At 66.9% G+C, this 14,914-nt stretch carries 11 protein-coding genes; 10 read left to right on the forward strand and 1 reads right to left on the reverse strand.

Features of this window, described 5'->3' with window-relative positions:
* Positions 1-29: 29 nt before the first annotated feature.
* The 6 genes from NH8B_RS07100 (at position 30) to NH8B_RS07125 (ending at position 7,430) form a co-directional block, all read left to right on the forward strand.
* The gene (locus NH8B_RS07100) at positions 30-614 is read left to right on the forward strand and encodes an ANTAR domain-containing response regulator (RefSeq protein WP_083844245.1); all 585 of its coding nucleotides are present in this window, start codon (positions 30-32) and stop codon (positions 612-614) included.
* Positions 615-862: 248 nt separating this feature from the next.
* The gene (locus tag NH8B_RS07105; protein ID WP_014086671.1) at positions 863-2,143 is read left to right on the forward strand and encodes a CmpA/NrtA family ABC transporter substrate-binding protein; all 1,281 of its coding nucleotides are present in this window, start codon (positions 863-865) and stop codon (positions 2,141-2,143) included.
* A gap of 24 nt (positions 2,144-2,167) precedes the next feature.
* Positions 2,168-3,082, forward strand: a complete 915-nt coding sequence (ntrB, locus tag NH8B_RS07110) for a nitrate ABC transporter permease (RefSeq protein WP_014086672.1) — start codon at positions 2,168-2,170, stop codon at positions 3,080-3,082.
* 3 nt (positions 3,083-3,085) lie between these two features.
* Positions 3,086-3,877, forward strand: a complete 792-nt coding sequence (locus tag NH8B_RS07115; RefSeq protein WP_014086673.1) for an ABC transporter ATP-binding protein — start codon at positions 3,086-3,088, stop codon at positions 3,875-3,877.
* A gap of 510 nt (positions 3,878-4,387) precedes the next feature.
* Entirely contained in the window at positions 4,388-5,599 is a 1,212-nt protein-coding gene (locus tag NH8B_RS07120) for a nitrate/nitrite transporter (protein WP_014086674.1), read from the forward strand.
* 160 nt (positions 5,600-5,759) lie between these two features.
* Complete coding sequence (locus NH8B_RS07125; RefSeq protein ID WP_014086675.1) at positions 5,760-7,430, forward strand: bifunctional protein-serine/threonine kinase/phosphatase; 1,671 nt, start codon at positions 5,760-5,762, stop codon at positions 7,428-7,430.
* Positions 7,431-7,440: 10 nt separating this feature from the next.
* Here NH8B_RS07125 and NH8B_RS07130 read toward each other — a convergent pair whose 3' ends face one another.
* Positions 7,441-8,322, reverse strand: a complete 882-nt coding sequence (locus NH8B_RS07130) for a LysR family transcriptional regulator (protein WP_014086676.1) — start codon at positions 8,320-8,322, stop codon at positions 7,441-7,443.
* A gap of 94 nt (positions 8,323-8,416) precedes the next feature.
* Here NH8B_RS07130 and NH8B_RS07135 point away from each other — a divergent pair, with 94 nt between their 5' ends.
* The 4 genes from NH8B_RS07135 (at position 8,417) to NH8B_RS07150 (ending at position 14,785) form a co-directional block, all read left to right on the forward strand.
* Positions 8,417-8,827, forward strand: coding sequence for an EamA family transporter (locus NH8B_RS07135; protein ID WP_014086677.1), 411 nt, complete (start codon positions 8,417-8,419; stop codon positions 8,825-8,827).
* A gap of 284 nt (positions 8,828-9,111) precedes the next feature.
* A complete protein-coding gene (gene nirB / locus NH8B_RS07140; RefSeq protein ID WP_014086678.1) occupies positions 9,112-11,544 on the forward strand; it encodes a nitrite reductase large subunit NirB in 2,433 nt (810 codons plus the stop codon).
* Positions 11,545-11,612: 68 nt separating this feature from the next.
* Complete coding sequence (gene nirD / locus NH8B_RS07145) at positions 11,613-11,924, forward strand: nitrite reductase small subunit NirD (protein WP_008953689.1); 312 nt, start codon at positions 11,613-11,615, stop codon at positions 11,922-11,924.
* A gap of 158 nt (positions 11,925-12,082) precedes the next feature.
* A complete protein-coding gene (locus NH8B_RS07150; protein WP_014086679.1) occupies positions 12,083-14,785 on the forward strand; it encodes a molybdopterin oxidoreductase family protein in 2,703 nt (900 codons plus the stop codon).
* Positions 14,786-14,914: the final 129 nt, after the last annotated feature.

A 14,914-nucleotide genomic window follows, 5' to 3' on the forward strand; every position in this document is an offset into this window, starting at 1 on the left:
TTGCTTCACCTTTTCTGTGCAATAGGGAGATGACAGTGCTGACGGTAATGCTGGTTAACGATGGGTCGGGCAAGGCGGCCGCGCTCAAGGAGGCGCTGACGCAGGCCGGCGTGCGCGTGATCGCGGAGGTGGAGGTGTCGCTGCGGCTGGGTGAGATGATCGACAGCATCCGCCCCGACATCGTGCTGATCGACTCCGATGCCCCATCGCGGGACATGCTGGAGCACGTCTGCGTCAGCAGCGCGCACAGCGAGCGGCCGGTGGTGATGTTCACCGACGACGCCCGCCGCGACACCATCCGCGCCGCGCTCGCGGCCGGGGTGGCCGCCTACGTGGTGGGCGATGTGGTACCCGAGCGTATCCAGCCGCTGCTGGAGGTGGCGATAGAGCGTTATTCGCTCGACAAGGAGCGGCGCGAGGAGCTGGACGGCATGCGCCAGCGCCTCGCCGACCGCCAGGTGGTGGAGAAGGCCAAGGGCTTGCTGATGCAGATGAAGGGCATCGGCGAGGACGAGGCCTACCGCCAGTTGCGCGAGCGCGCCATGAAGTCGCAGAAGAAAATCGGCGACGTGGCGCGCGAAGTGGTGGAGCTGGCGAACTGGCTCAAAGGCTGAGCGTGCGTTGGTGCAGAACGCACGTGTGCAGTGCACAAAATCGTAGGTCAGAAAAAAATATTCCTTTAAAAACAGACGATTGTTGTCTGGCATGGTAGTTGCGTATGGCGTGGTGACCGGGTAGGCCACCAACGGCGGCGGCTCCATCCGGACAGGCAACGGCGCCTGTCGCACCCTCTCCGACGCGGAGCGGGACGACAGGCGCTTTTTGTTTTCGGCTGTTTTTTTCTGCAATGAGGGAGAAGGAAATGGAAGACACGCGCACATCGATCGACAGCAGTTCACCCGCGGCGCCGGAGCGACGCACTTTTCTCAAGGGAGCACTGACCACCATGGGGTCCACCACCTTGCTGGCCGCCTTGCCGGTCGGTATCGCCAGCAGCGCCTGGGCTGCCGGCAGCGACAAGCCGGAAAAAACCGAAGTCAGGGTCGGCTTCATCCCTCTGACCGACTGTGCCTCGGTGATCGTGGCCTCCAAGATGGGCTTCGACAAGAAGTACGGCATCACCATCGTGCCGTCCAAGGAGGCGAGCTGGGCCGCGGTGCGCGACAAGCTGGTCAACGGCGAGCTGGACGCCGCCCACGTGCTGTACGGCCTGATGTACGGTGTGCATTTGGGCATCGGCGGTCCGAAGAAGGACATGGCGGTGTTGATGACGCTGAACCAGAACGGCCAGGGCATCACGCTCTCCAATCAGCTCAAGGCCAAGGGCGTGACCTCCGGCCCGGCGCTCGCCAAGCTGATCAAGGCCGAGCCGCGCGAATACACCTTCGCCCAGACCTTCCCCACCGGCACCCACGCCATGTGGCTCTACTACTGGCTGGCCGCACAGGGCGTCAACCCGATGAGCGACGTCAAGACCATCGTGGTGCCGCCGCCGCAGATGGTGGCCAATATGCGCGTCGACAACATGGACGGCTACTGCGTCGGCGAGCCGTGGAACGCGCGCGCCATCGCCGATAACGTCGGCTTCACCGTGGCCACCACCCAGCAGATCTGGGCCGGTCACCCGGAAAAGGTGCTGGGCACCACCGGCGACTGGGTCAAGCAGCACCCCAATACCGCGCGCGCGCTGACCGCGGCGCTGCTGGAGGCGTCGCGCTACATCGACGACGTCAAGAACCGCGCCAGCGTGGCCAAGCTGATCGCCGACAAGGCCTACGTCAACGCCCCGGAGCCGGTGATCGAGGGGCGCTTCCTTGGTTCCTACGAAGACGGCCTGGGCAAGAAGTGGCAAGACCCGCACCTGATGAAGTTCTTCGACGAGGGCAGGGTCAACTTCCCGTATCTCTCCGACGGCATGTGGTTCCTGACCCAGCACAAGCGCTGGGGTCTCTTGAAGGCCGACCCGGACTACCTGGGCGTGGCGCGACAGATCAACCAGATCGCGCTCTACAAGGAGGCCGCCGCACTGGCCAAGGTCGCGCTGCCGCATTCGGATCTGCGTTCGGCCAAGCTGATCGACGGCGTGGTGTGGGACGGCAAGGACCCGAAAGGCTACGCCGCTTCGTTCAAGATTCGCGCCTGAGCGCCGGGTTAGGGGAGAACCACCATGCAAGCCATCAAGCATGAAGCCAGTGTCGTGACCGGCACGGAGCACAAGATCGTGGAACAGACACTGCTGGCGCGCACCGCGTCGAAACGCCGTTTCCCGTCGCTGGACTCGGCCGATACCTCGCCCGCCGTGCGCTTCTTGGTGCAGGCGATCAAGACCGTGGTGCCGCCGCTGTTGGGGCTGGCGCTGCTGGTGCTGGTCTGGGCCGTGGTTGCCAAGTCGCGCGGTGGCCTGCCGGGGCCGCTGTCCACCTGGGAGTCGGCCAAGCTGCTGTTCGCCGATCCGTTCTACCGCAACGGCCCGAACGACCAGGGCGTGGGCTGGAACATCCTCAACTCGCTCGGCCGCGTCGGCATCGGCTTCGGCCTGGCGGCGCTGGTGGGCATTCCCGCCGGCTTCATCCTCGGCCGCTTCGCCTTCGTCTCGGCGATGTTCGCGCCGGTGATCAGCCTGCTGCGACCGGTTTCGCCGCTCGCCTGGCTGCCGATCGGCCTGTTGGTGTTCAAGGCCGCGAGCCCGGCGTCGATCTGGGTGATCTTCATCTCCAGCGTGTGGCCGATGATCCTCAACACCGCCGCCGGGGTGCGTGCGGTGCCGCAGGATTACCTCAACGTGGCGCGCGTGCTGAGATTGTCCGAGTTCAAGGTGTTCACCACCATCCTGTTCCCGTCGGTGCTGCCGCACGTGTTGACTGGAGTGCGCCTGTCGATCGGCGTGGCCTGGCTGGTGATCGTGGCGGCCGAGATGCTCACGGGCGGCGTCGGCATCGGCTTCTGGGTGTGGGACGAGTGGAACAACCTCAACGTCGAGCACATCATCATCGCCATTTTCGTCGTCGGGCTGGTCGGGCTTTTGCTGGAGCAGGCGCTGATCCTGCTGGCGCGCCGCTTCAGCTTCGGCCAGGGAGTGTGAGTCATGGAAAAATTCGTCGAATTGCAGGGCGTGGGCAAGAGCTTCGCTAGCCGCCAGGGCCGTTTCGTGGCGCTGCGCGACGTCAACCTCACCATCCGCCAGGGCGAGTTCGTGTCGCTGATCGGCCACTCCGGCTGCGGCAAGTCCACCGTGCTCAACATCGTCGCCGGGCTGTACGACCCGAGCGCCGGCATCGCCTTGTGCGGCGGGCGCGAGATCGACGGGCCGGGGCCGGAACGCGCCGTGGTGTTCCAGAACCACAGCCTGCTGCCGTGGCTGACCTGCTACGGCAACATCTACCTCGCGGTGGAAAAGGTCTTCGGTCAACGTGAGGGCAAGGCCCAGCTCAAGGCGCGCTGCGAGGCGGCGCTGGCGCTGGTCAACCTGAGCCACGCCAGCGACAAGTACCCGCACGAGGTGTCGGGCGGCATGAAGCAGCGCGTCGGCATCGCCCGCGCGCTGGCGATGGAGCCCAAGGTGCTGCTGATGGACGAGCCGTTCGGCGCGCTCGACGCGCTGACCCGCGCCAACCTGCAGGACGAGCTGGTGAAGATCGTCGAAGCCACCCGGGCCACCGTGGTGATGGTGACGCACGACGTCGACGAGGCGGTGCTGTTGTCCGACCGTATCGTGATGATGACCAACGGCCCGGCCGCCACCGTGGGCGAAATCCTTGAGGTGGCGCTGCCGCGTCCACGTGAGCGGCTGGCGCTGGCCAACGACAGCGCCTACCACGGCTATCGCAGCGCGGTGCTGGAGTTTCTATATCAGAAGCATCTGCGACCGGCAGCCTGAATCATTAGGCCGCTGCGCCTACGCATCTTGAGCGCCGGCAATGCGCGGAATCCTCATGTACTCCGTGTACATTCCGGTTCCTGTGCGTTGGCGGCACTTAACCTGCTTTGGCTCGCTGGCCTACTGAAACAGGCCCTATGTACTTTGGGTGGTAATGGAGGGCGGGGAAGACGAGAGTCTTCCCCGCTTTTTTCATGGCGCGGGCGCCGATGTGCCCGGCTGGTGCATCGGCGCACTTGTGCAGTGCGCCAGACCGCATGCGACGGCGCCAAGGCCCGCCTGGCGTGGCTTTCGGGGCTGGCACGCTAGTTGCTATATCAGTCTCGAACAATTCAGCTCCGGCACGCCAGGCCAACGGAGGCCAGGCTCGCCGGATGGCAGGGGAAGACCAATGTGGGTCTTTCGCCTGAGACGGACAACGGCGTCCGCTACCACGCAGCCAACACTGCGCGGCGGCGGACGTTTTTTTTTGCGCGGCGACTGGTTCGCATCGATATCGGGAGAAGGTACATGAACAAGAGTTTCTGGAAGGCCGGGCACTGGCCCACTCTGCTGGCCGCGTTTCTCTACTTCGACTTGAGCTTCATGGTCTGGTACATCCTCGGGCCCTTGGCGATCCAGATCGCCGACAGCCTGTCGCTGTCCGCGCAGCAGCGCGGCATGATGGTGGCCACGCCGATCCTGGCGGGCGCGGTGCTGCGCTTCGCCATCGGCCTGATGGTGGACCGCCTGTCGCCCAAGACCGCCGGCATCGTCGGCCAGGTGGTGGTGATCGCGGCGCTGGGCACCGCCTGGCACTTCGGTATCCACTCCTTCCACCAGGCGCTGCTCTTGGGGCTGTTCCTCGGCGTGGCCGGCGCCTCGTTCGCGGTGTCGCTGCCGCTGGCGTCGCAGTGGTATCCGCCGGAGCATCAGGGCAAGGCGATGGGCATCGCCGGCGCCGGCAACTCCGGCACGGTGTTCGCCGCCTTGCTGGCGCCAGGGCTGGCTTCGGTCTACGGCTGGGAAAACGTGTTCGGCTTCGCGCTGATCCCGCTGTCGATCGTGTTCGTGGTGTTCTGTCTGTTGGCCAAGAACGCGCCCAACCGTGCGCCGGCCAAGTCGCTGGCCGATTACCTCAAGGTGCTGGGCGACAAGGATAGCTGGTGGTTCATGTTCTTCTACAGCATGACCTTCGGCGGCTTCGTCGGCCTGGCCGGCGCCTTGCCGGGCTACTTCCACGACCAGTACGGCCTCAACGCGGTCACCGCCGGCTACTACACTGCCGCCTGCGTGTTCGCCGGTTCGATGATGCGCCCGCTGGGCGGCGCGCTGGCCGACCGCGTCGGCGGCATCCGCGCCCTGCTGGTGATGTACACCATCGCCGCGCTGATGCTGGGCGTGGTCGGTTTCAACCTGCCGCAGGCCTACGCCGCGCTGGCGCTGTTCGTCGGTGCCATGCTGGCGCTCGGTTGCGGTAACGGCGCGGTGTTCCAGCTGGTGCCGCAGCGCTTCCGCAAGGAAATCGGCGTGATGACCGGCCTGGTCGGCATGGCGGGCGGCATCGGCGGCTTCCTGCTGGCGGCGGGTCTGGGCTTCGTCAAGCAATCCACCGGCAACTACCAGATCGGCCTGTGGCTGTTCGCCAGCCTGGGCCTGGTGGCCTGGTTCGGCCTGCACAGCGTCAAGCTGCGCTGGCGCACCACCTGGGGCGCGGCCAGCGTGACCTCGGCCCGGGTATAGTTCGAACAGGAGGACCCGCGCGCCGGCTGTTCCGGGCAGGGACGGCCGGTGCGCGCTGAGCGCATCTCTCGCCGGCCGGCTGGCCCGCGAGAGAATCGCACACTGACCACCCCCATCCGCCGACGCCGTCGCCGAGGCGGATGGGAACAAGGATTCGATCATGTCGCTCGCCCTGACCGTCGGTCACGCCACCGATGCCGGTCCCAAGCCGCGCAACGAGGATGCGCTGGCCTGCGTGACGCCGGAGGCCGGCCTCTTGACCAGCAAGGGCGCGCTGTTCGTGCTGGCCGACGGGGTGTCGAGCTGCGCCGACGGCAAGCTCGCGGCCCAGTCCAGCGTGCGTGCGGTGGCGGCGGACTACTACGCCACGCCGGAAACCTGGGAGGTCGGCACCGCGCTCGATCGCCTGCTCACCGCGCATAACCGCTGGCTGCGCTCGCAGGGCAAGACGCTGGTGGCGACGCTCACCGCGCTGGTGCTGCGCGGCCGGCGCTTCACCGTGGCGCACGTCGGCGACAGCCGGCTCTACCGCCTCACCGGTGGCCGGCTGTTCTGCCTCACCACCGATCACGTCTGGGACGAGCCGTCGATGCGCCACGTGCTCAAGCGCGCCATGGGGCTCGACGAGCACGTCATGGCCGACTTCCTCGACGGCGACGTGGCCGAGGGCGACGTGTTCCTGCTGGTCAGCGATGGCGTATGGGGGCCGCTGCCCGACAAGCGCCTGGACGAAGTGCTGCGGCTGCACGTCGATCCGCAGCGCGCGGCCCAGGTGCTGGTGGAGGAGGCCATCGCCGCCGGTTCCGGCGACAACCTGTCGGCCATCGTGCTGCGCGTCGACGGCCTGCCTTCGGCCAACCTCGGCGACGAGCTGGCGCGCGGTGCCTTCCAGTCGTTGCCGCCGCGGCTCAAGCCGGGGCAAGAGTTCGACGGCCTCACCGTGGAGGCGGTGCTGAACGACGCTCCGTCCGGACTCGCCTACCGCGTGCTCGACAGCGCTGGCAAGCGCTGGGTGATGAAGACGCTGCCGCCGACCTTGGCCGGCGACAGCCAGGCGGAGCAGGCGCTGCTGGTGGAGGAGTGGCTGCAGAAACGCCTGACCGCGCACTACTTCGCCGAGGTCAAGCCGCTGCCGGCACGCCAGCACCGCTACTACCTGCTGCGCTGGTACGCCGGCGAAAACCTGGCGGAACGCCGCCGGCGCGAGGGCGGCAGCATCGGTCCGAGCGAAGTGGTGAAGATCGGCCTGCGCCTGACGCGCGCGCTGGCCGCCTTGCACCGGCTCAATATCCTGCATCGCGACGTCAAGCCGGAAAACATCCACATCGATCGCGACGACAAGCTGCGCCTCTTGGACCTGGGCGTGGCGTACTGCCCCGGGCTCACCATCGACCGCGACGGCGCGGTGCCGGGCACGCCGAGCTACATGGCGCCGGAGCTGTTCGAGGGCGCTTCGGCCAACGTGCGCACCGATCTCTACGCCGCCGGAGTGACGCTCTATTGGCTGCTGACCGGCCACTACCCCTACGGCGAGGTGGAGCCGTTCCAGCACCCGCGTTTCGGCACCCCGGAACTGCCCACGCGCTACCGCCCGGACCTGCCGTTGTGGCTGGAGAACGTGCTGCTGAAGGCGGTCGAGCGCGACCCGGCGCGCCGTTTCGAGACCGCGGAAGAATTGCTGCTGGCGCTGGAGAAGGGCGACGCGCAGCCGGTTTCCGTGCGCCGCCGCGTGCCGTGGGCCGAGCGCGCGCCGCTCAAGCTGTGGCGCGCCATCGCCCTGGTGTCGCTGCTGCTCAACCTGGTGCTGGTGTACCTGCTGCTGGTGTGGTGAGCGGCGGGGCTCAGGCTGCCGTCGCTACCGGCATGTCCAACTCGCGGCAGAACAATTCCGCCAGTTGCCGCGTCAGCGGGTCGCCGTCGCCGTTTTGCCGGTAGACGCCGACCGGCATGCCGGGCAGCGGCGGCAGGCTGCCGTCGTTGATGCAGCGGCTGTGGTCGGGCGGCGTGTCCGCCAGCATCGCCGCCACTCCCAGGCCGGCCTCCACCGCCGCCTGGATGGCGGGCAGGCTGGCGCTTTCGAACACGATATGCCAGGGCTGGCCGGCCCGGTTCAGTGTCGCCAGCGTCTGTTCGCGCCACGAGCAGGGCGCACTGAAAATCACCAGCGGCAAGGAGGACGACGACGGCAGCACCTTGCCGCGCGCGGCGAACCACGCCAGCGGGCACAGGAACTGGGCGTCCGGCTTCGGCAGCAGGCCGCTGTCGGTCAGTGGCGAACTCACCATCACGTCGAGTTCACCGGCGTTCATCGCGGCGAACAGCTCCGCCTTCAGCCCCACCGTCACCGACAGGCGCAGCCCCGGATGCACGCTGGCGAAATCCGCCAGCACGCGCGGCAACCGGGTGCCGGTGAAATCCTCCATGATGCCGATGCGGCGGTGCTGCACGCTGGCGGGCAGGCCGCCCAGCCCCGGCACCAACTGGTCGGTCAGCGTCAGCAGGCGCTCGGCGTAGGGCAGCAGCGCCTCGCCGGCCCCGGTCAGCCGGATGCCGCGTGGCGAACGCTCCAGCAGGGGCTGGCCCAGCTGCTGCTCCAGTTTGCGAATCTGCAGGCTGACGGCGGGCTGGGTGCGCTGCAGCATGGTGGCGGCGCGGTTGATGCTGCCATGGCGCACCACGCTGACGAAAGCGCGCAGCAAGGCGGTATCCAGGTCCATAGCCATAAAAATTCCTTATAACAGGCATAGTAAACGACAGTCTACCTATACCCGATGCGGGCCGATAGCATGGAGGCATCCACTTTATAGGGAGTCCATCATGTATCTGTCTGCCTTGTTGCTGGCGGTCGCCGGCTCGGTGATCTACCACTTGTCGCTCAAGCACGTGCCGCAAGCGGTGAATCCGTTCCTGACCCTGGCCGTGAGCTACGGCCTGGCCATGTTGCTGTGCCTCGTCGGCATGCTGTTCAGCCCCGGCAGCCGCAGCCTGCTGGCGGTGAACTGGAGCAGCAGCGGCGTCGCGCTCGGCATCCTCGGTATCGAGCTGGGTTTTTTGCTGGCCTACCGTGCCGGCTGGCAGATGGGCGTGGCTTCGCTCAGCGCCAACGTGATCAGCACCCTGGTGCTGCTGCCGCTGGGCTTCTTGCTGTTTCGTGAGCAACCCTCGCTGCTGCGCCTGGGCGGAGCCATGGTAAGCCTGGCCGGCTTGTGGCTGATGCTGCAGAAATAGCGGGCGTGACGCACCGTGCACGCTCTTGGTGCGTTGGTGCACTGCAACGTACTGGTCGCAACCGGGCAATGGCCTGGAACCCCCGCCAAAGGGGCATCCTGAAGCTGGCACGGTGCTTGCTAGTAATGCAGCAGACAACAATGCCCGGTTTGCCAATGGCGGTGAAGCGGGTAAGGACAAAGAGGTCCGTTCAACATGGGGAATCCATGGGAACGGACTTTTTTTATTTGGTCTCGCTGCGGCAAGGGTGAATGCGGCGTAGCCACGATGCTAAGGAGATCCCGATGAACAAACCGAAACTCGTCATGGTAGGCAACGGCATGGCCGGCGTACGCACGCTGGAAGAGCTGCTCAAGCTCATGCCCGACTTCTACGACATCACCGTCTTCGGCGCCGAGCCGCACCCCAACTACAACCGCATCCTGCTGTCGCCGGTGCTGTCGGGGGAACAGACGCTGAAAGAGATCATGCTCAACGAGGTGGAGTGGTACGCCGAAAACGGCATCACGCTGCACATGGGCAAGGAAGTCACCGAGATCGACCGCGTCAAGCGCGTGGTGCGCACCTCCGACGGCACCGAAGCTCCTTATGACCGCCTGCTGCTCGCCACCGGCTCCAACCCCTTCATCCTGCCGGTGCCGGGCAAGGACCTCGACGGCGTGGTGACTTTCCGCGACATCCGCGACGTCAACCTGATGATCGAGGCCAGCCAGACGTACAAGAAGGCCGTGGTGATCGGTGGCGGCCTGTTGGGCCTGGAGGCCGCCAACGGCCTGATGGCGCGCGGCATGGAGGTGAGCGTGGTGCATCTCGGCGAATGGCTGCTCGATCGCCAGCTCGACCGTACCGCCGCCAAGCTGTTGCAGCAGAGCCTGGAAGACCGCGGCATCGCCTTCCACCTGCAGAAGCAGACCGCCGCGCTGCTCGACAACGGCACCGGCCGCGTCGCCGGCCTGCGCTTCGCCGACGGCGAGGAAATCCCGGGCGACCTGGTGGTGATGGCGGTCGGCATCCGCCCGAACGCCGAGTTGGCCGAAAAATCCGGTCTCTACTGCAACCGCGGCGTGGTGGTGAACGACACCATGCAGACCTACGACCCGCGCGTCTACGCCGTCGGCGAGTGCGTCAGCCACCGCGGCGTGGCCTACGGCCTGGTCGCCCCGCTGTTCGACATGGCCAAGGTCGCCGCTAACCATCTGGCGCACTACGGCATCGGCCGTTACGTGCCGGCCGCCACCTCGACCAAGCTCAAGGTCACCGGCATCGACCTGTTCTCCGCCGGCGACTTCATGGGCGACGACGGCACCGAGGCCATCACCCTGTCCGACCCGATGGGCGGTCTCTACAAGAAGCTGGTGCTGAAGGACAACAAGCTGGTCGGCGCCTGCCTCTACGGCGACACCGCCGACGGCGCCTGGTACTTCCGCCTGATCCGCGAAGGCAAGTCGGTGGCCGAGATGCGCGACGTGCTGATGCTGGGCGAAGGCGGCCAGGGCGACGTCGGTCACGCCGGCCAGAGCAAAGTCGTCGGCATGCCGGACGACGCCGAAGTGTGCGGCTGCAACGGCGTATGCAAGGGCACCATCGTCAAGGCGATCCAGGAAAAGGGCCTGTTCACCGTCGACGAGATCAAGAAGCACACCAAGGCCGCCAGCTCCTGCGGTTCGTGCACCGGCCTGGTCGAGCAGATCCTGATCAACTGCGTCGGTGGCGCCGCCGACGTCAAGCCCAAGTCCGAGAAGCCGGTGTGCGGCTGTACCGAACACACCCATGGCGGCGTGCGCAAGGTCATCCGCGAACAGCACCTGACCAGCCTGCGCCAGGTGATGGACTTCCTCGAATGGCGCACCCCGGACGGCTGCGCCACCTGCCGCCCAGCGATCAACTACTACCTGATCTCGACCTGGCCGGGCGAAGCCAAGGACGATCCGCAGTCGCGCTTCATCAACGAGCGCGTGCACGCCAACATCCAGAAGGACGGCACCTATTCGGTAATCCCGCGCATGTGGGGCGGCGTCACCAACGCCTCCGAACTGCGCCGCATCGCCGATGTCGCCGACAAGTACGCCATCCCGATGGTGAAAGTCACCGGCGGCCAGCGTATCGACCTCTTGGGCGTGAAGAAGGAAGACCTGCCCAAGGTCTGGGCCGACCTCGACATGCCGTCCGGCCACGCCTACGGCAAGAGCCTGCGCACCGTGAAGACCTGCGTCGGCTCCGAGTTCTGCCGCTTCGGCACGCAGGATTCCACTCAGATGGGCATCGACCTGGAGAAGGACCTCACCGGCATGTGGAGCCCGGCCAAGGTCAAGCTGGCGGTCTCGGGCTGCCCGCGCAACTGCGCCGAATCGGGTATCAAGGACGTCGGCATCATCGGCGTCGACTCTGGCTGGGAGCTCTACATCGGCGGCAACGGCGGCATCAAGACCGAGGTGGCGCAGTTCCTGGCCAAGGTGAAGACGCGCGAGGAAGTGCTGGAACTCTCCGGCGCCTTCCTGCAGCTCTACCGCGAGGAAGCCTTCTACCTCGAGCGCACCGTGCACTACCTGCACCGCGTCGGCCTCGATTTCATCAAGGCCCAGGTGGTCGACAACCTGGAAAACCGCAAGGCCCTGTACGAGCGGCTGCGCTTCGCCCTGTCCTTCGAGAAGGACCCGTGGACAGAGCGCGTCAAGGAAGGTGTCGCCCGTCACGAATTCGAACCGCTCACCGTGTAATGCCAGACCGCCGCGGGAGCACGTCGTCAGCACCCGTGCTCCCGGCACGAATGGACAAGGAGATCAGCATGAACTGGAAAACCGTTTGCACCATCAATGACATCCCGAAGCAGGGCGCCCGCGTCCTCAAGCGCGAGGGTCAGGACGACATCGCCATCTTCCGCGCCGAGGACGACTATGTGTTCGCGCTGGTCGACCGCTGCCCGCACAAGGGCGGCCCGCTGTCGCAGGGCATCATCTCCGGCCACACCGTGGCCTGCCCGCTGCACAACTGGGTGGTCGACCTCAAGACCGGCGAGGCCTGCGCGCCCGACGTCGGCTGCACCGGCCACATCCCGGTACGCGTCGAAGACGGCCAGGTCTCGCTGGACCTGAAATGAGCCGTCACGGGGCGTTCCGCCGAAGCCGGGCCGAAACGAGTTGACGTAGGGCGTTCTGCGTGAGCGCGGCACGCCCGCCTCGACGGAACGCCCAGCTCGGCGCGGCTTCCGCCCTACGGCAAGGCTCCATCAAGATTGATCGCATTGGGAGACATCACATGACAGACACCACGGGACGCAACAAGACTGTCTCCTCGATCTGCTGTTACTGCGGCACCGGCTGCGGTGTCCTGATCCAGTCCGACGGCCAGCGCCTGACCTCGGTGGAAGGCGATCCGGCCCACCCGGCCAACCTCGGCCGGTTGTGCAGCAAGGGCCGCGCCCTGGCCGACACCACCGGCAAGCCGGGCGCGCGCCTGCTCTATCCCGAGCTGCGCCACGACAAGGCCGCCCCGCGCCAGCGTATCGCCTGGGACGACGCCATCGCCGGCGCCGCCGACCGCATCGCGGCGGCCGTCGCCGAGCACGGCCCCAACTCGGTGGCGTTCTACCTCTCCGGCCAACTGCTGACCGAGGACTACTACGTCTTCAACAAGCTGACGCGCGCCGTGGTCGGCACCAACAACGTCGACACCAACTCGCGGCTGTGCATGTCGAGCGCGGTGGCGGGCTACAAGGCCACGCTCGGCGCCGACGCGCCACCGGCCTGCTATGAAGACATCGACCAGGCCGAGGTGGTGCTGATCGCCGGCTCCAACATGGCCTACGCCCACCCGGTGTTGTTCCGCCGGCTGGAAGCCGCCAAGGCGGCCAACCCGGCGCTCAAGGTCATCGTCATCGACCCGCGCCGCACCGACACTGCCAGCCTCGCCGACCTCTACCTGCCGATCCTGCCCGGCACCGACGTGGCGCTCTTTCACGCCATGCTCAACGTGCTGGTGTGGGACGACCTGCTCGATCGCGACTACATCGAGCAGCACACCGAAGGCTTCGCCCAGCTCAAGGAGCGGCTGCGCGAATTCACCCCGCGTGCCGCCGCCGACATCTGCGGCATCAGCGAAGAAGACATCGTCACCGCCGCGCGCTGGTTCGGCCGCGCCGGCGCGGCGCTGTCGTTCTACACCATGGGCCTGAACCAGTCCGCCGCCGGCACCGACAAGAACGCCGCGCTGATCCACCTGCACCTGGCCACCGGCCAGATCGGCAAGCCCGGCGCCGGCCCGTTCTCGCTCACCGGCCAGCCCAACGCCATGGGCGGGCGCGAAGTAGGGGGGCTGGCCAACCTGCTGTCGGCGCACCGTGACCTCGCCAACCCCGCGCACCGCGCCGAAGTGGCGGCGATCTGGGGCGTGGACAGCATCCCGGCCGAGCCCGGCCTGCCCGCCATCGAACTGTTCGAGGCCGCCTCGAAAGGGCAGATCAAGGTGTTGTGGGTGGTCTGCACCAACCCGGCGCAATCGCTGCCGGACCAGGCACTGGTCCGCCGAGCGCTGGAGAAGGTCGACTTCGTCATCGTGCAGGAAGCCTTCGCCGGCTCGGAAACGCTGCCGTACGCCGACCTGGTGCTGCCGGCCAGCACCTGGCCGGAGAAGGACGGCACCGTCACCAACTCCGAACGCCGCATCAGCCGTGTGCGTGCAGTCCTGCCTGCACCGGGCGAAGCGCGCCACGACTGGATCATCGCGCGCGACGTGGCGCAGGCGCTGGAAGCGCGTCTGCATCCACTTCGGCCAACCTTGTTTGGCTACGAAGAGGCGTCCCAGGTGTTCGCCGAGCACGTCGTCACCACCGCCGGGCGCGACCTCGACATCACCGGTCTGAGCTACGCCGTGCTCGACCAGATCGGCCCGCAGCAATGGCCGTTCCCGGCCGGCGCCACCGCCGGCCAGGCGCGGCTCTACCAGGACGGGCGCTTCGCCACGTCGTCCGGCCGCGCCCGCTTCGTCGACATCGGCTACCGCCCGGTGGCGGAGAACGTCTCGGCGCAGTACCCGCTGCGCCTGACTACCGGCCGCCTGCGCGACCACTGGCACACCATGAGCCGCACCGCGCTGGTGCCGGGGCTGACCCGTCACGTCGAAGAACCGGTACTGTCGCTCAACCCGCGCGACCTCGACCGCTACCACCTCAAGGAGGGCGATCTGGCGCGCATCAAGTCGCGGCGTGGCGCCATCGTGCTGCCGGTCGCGGCCGACGACAACCTGCGCCCGGGCATGGCCTTTCTGCCGATGCACTGGGGTGGTGCCTACATGGCCGGCAACGGCGTCAATGCCCTGACCTTGGGCAAGGTCGACCCGGTATCGCGCCAGCCCGAACTCAAGCATGCCGCCATCGCGCTGGAGTCGGCCCGTCTGCCGTGGCGGCTCACCCTGCTGGTCAAGGGCGACGTGGCCCAGTTGCGCCAGCGCCTGACCCCGTGGCTGGCGCGCTTTCCCTACGCCGTGCTGCTGTCGGTAGTGGCTGGTGGCGCCGCGGTGCGGCTGAAATTGGCGGCCGAGTCCGCTCCGGAGGCCGCTCTGCTCGAGGCGCTGGCCGACACGGTGACGCCGGCCGACGCCATGCTCGCCGCTTTCGACGACCCGGCACGAAGTGTGCTTAGAAGAGTGTGGCTGAACGGCAAAGTGCCTTGCGCCTACCTGCTGGCCGGCGACGTGCGCGCCGACGAGGCGCTGTCGGACTGGTTCGACGACGGCGAGACGCCGGACAGCCTGGCGCGCTTGTTGATGGGCGGAGGCACTCTGATCCACCGTTCACGTGTAGTATGCGCCTGCACCGGGGTACGCGAGGACGCCATCGTCCAGGCGATCGCCACCGGTTGCGATGTTGAAAGGCTGAAATCGGGACTCGGCTGCGGCAGCGGCTGCGGTTCCTGTGTGCCGGAATTGACGAGGATGGTGGCTGCCGCGAAGGGCCCGTTTTAGTAGTCGAGCGAGCCCAAGCAGGTTGAGTGCCGCCTGCGCACAGGAACCGGAGTGGACAAGGAAGTCCATGAGGATACCGAGCACTGCCGGCGCTCAAGATGCAAAGGTACAGCCGACTAATAAATGGGC

Origin of the sequence: Pseudogulbenkiania sp. NH8B (assembly GCF_000283535.1) — a bacterium.
Classification (GTDB): Bacteria; Pseudomonadota; Gammaproteobacteria; order Burkholderiales; family Chromobacteriaceae; genus Pseudogulbenkiania; species Pseudogulbenkiania ferrooxidans.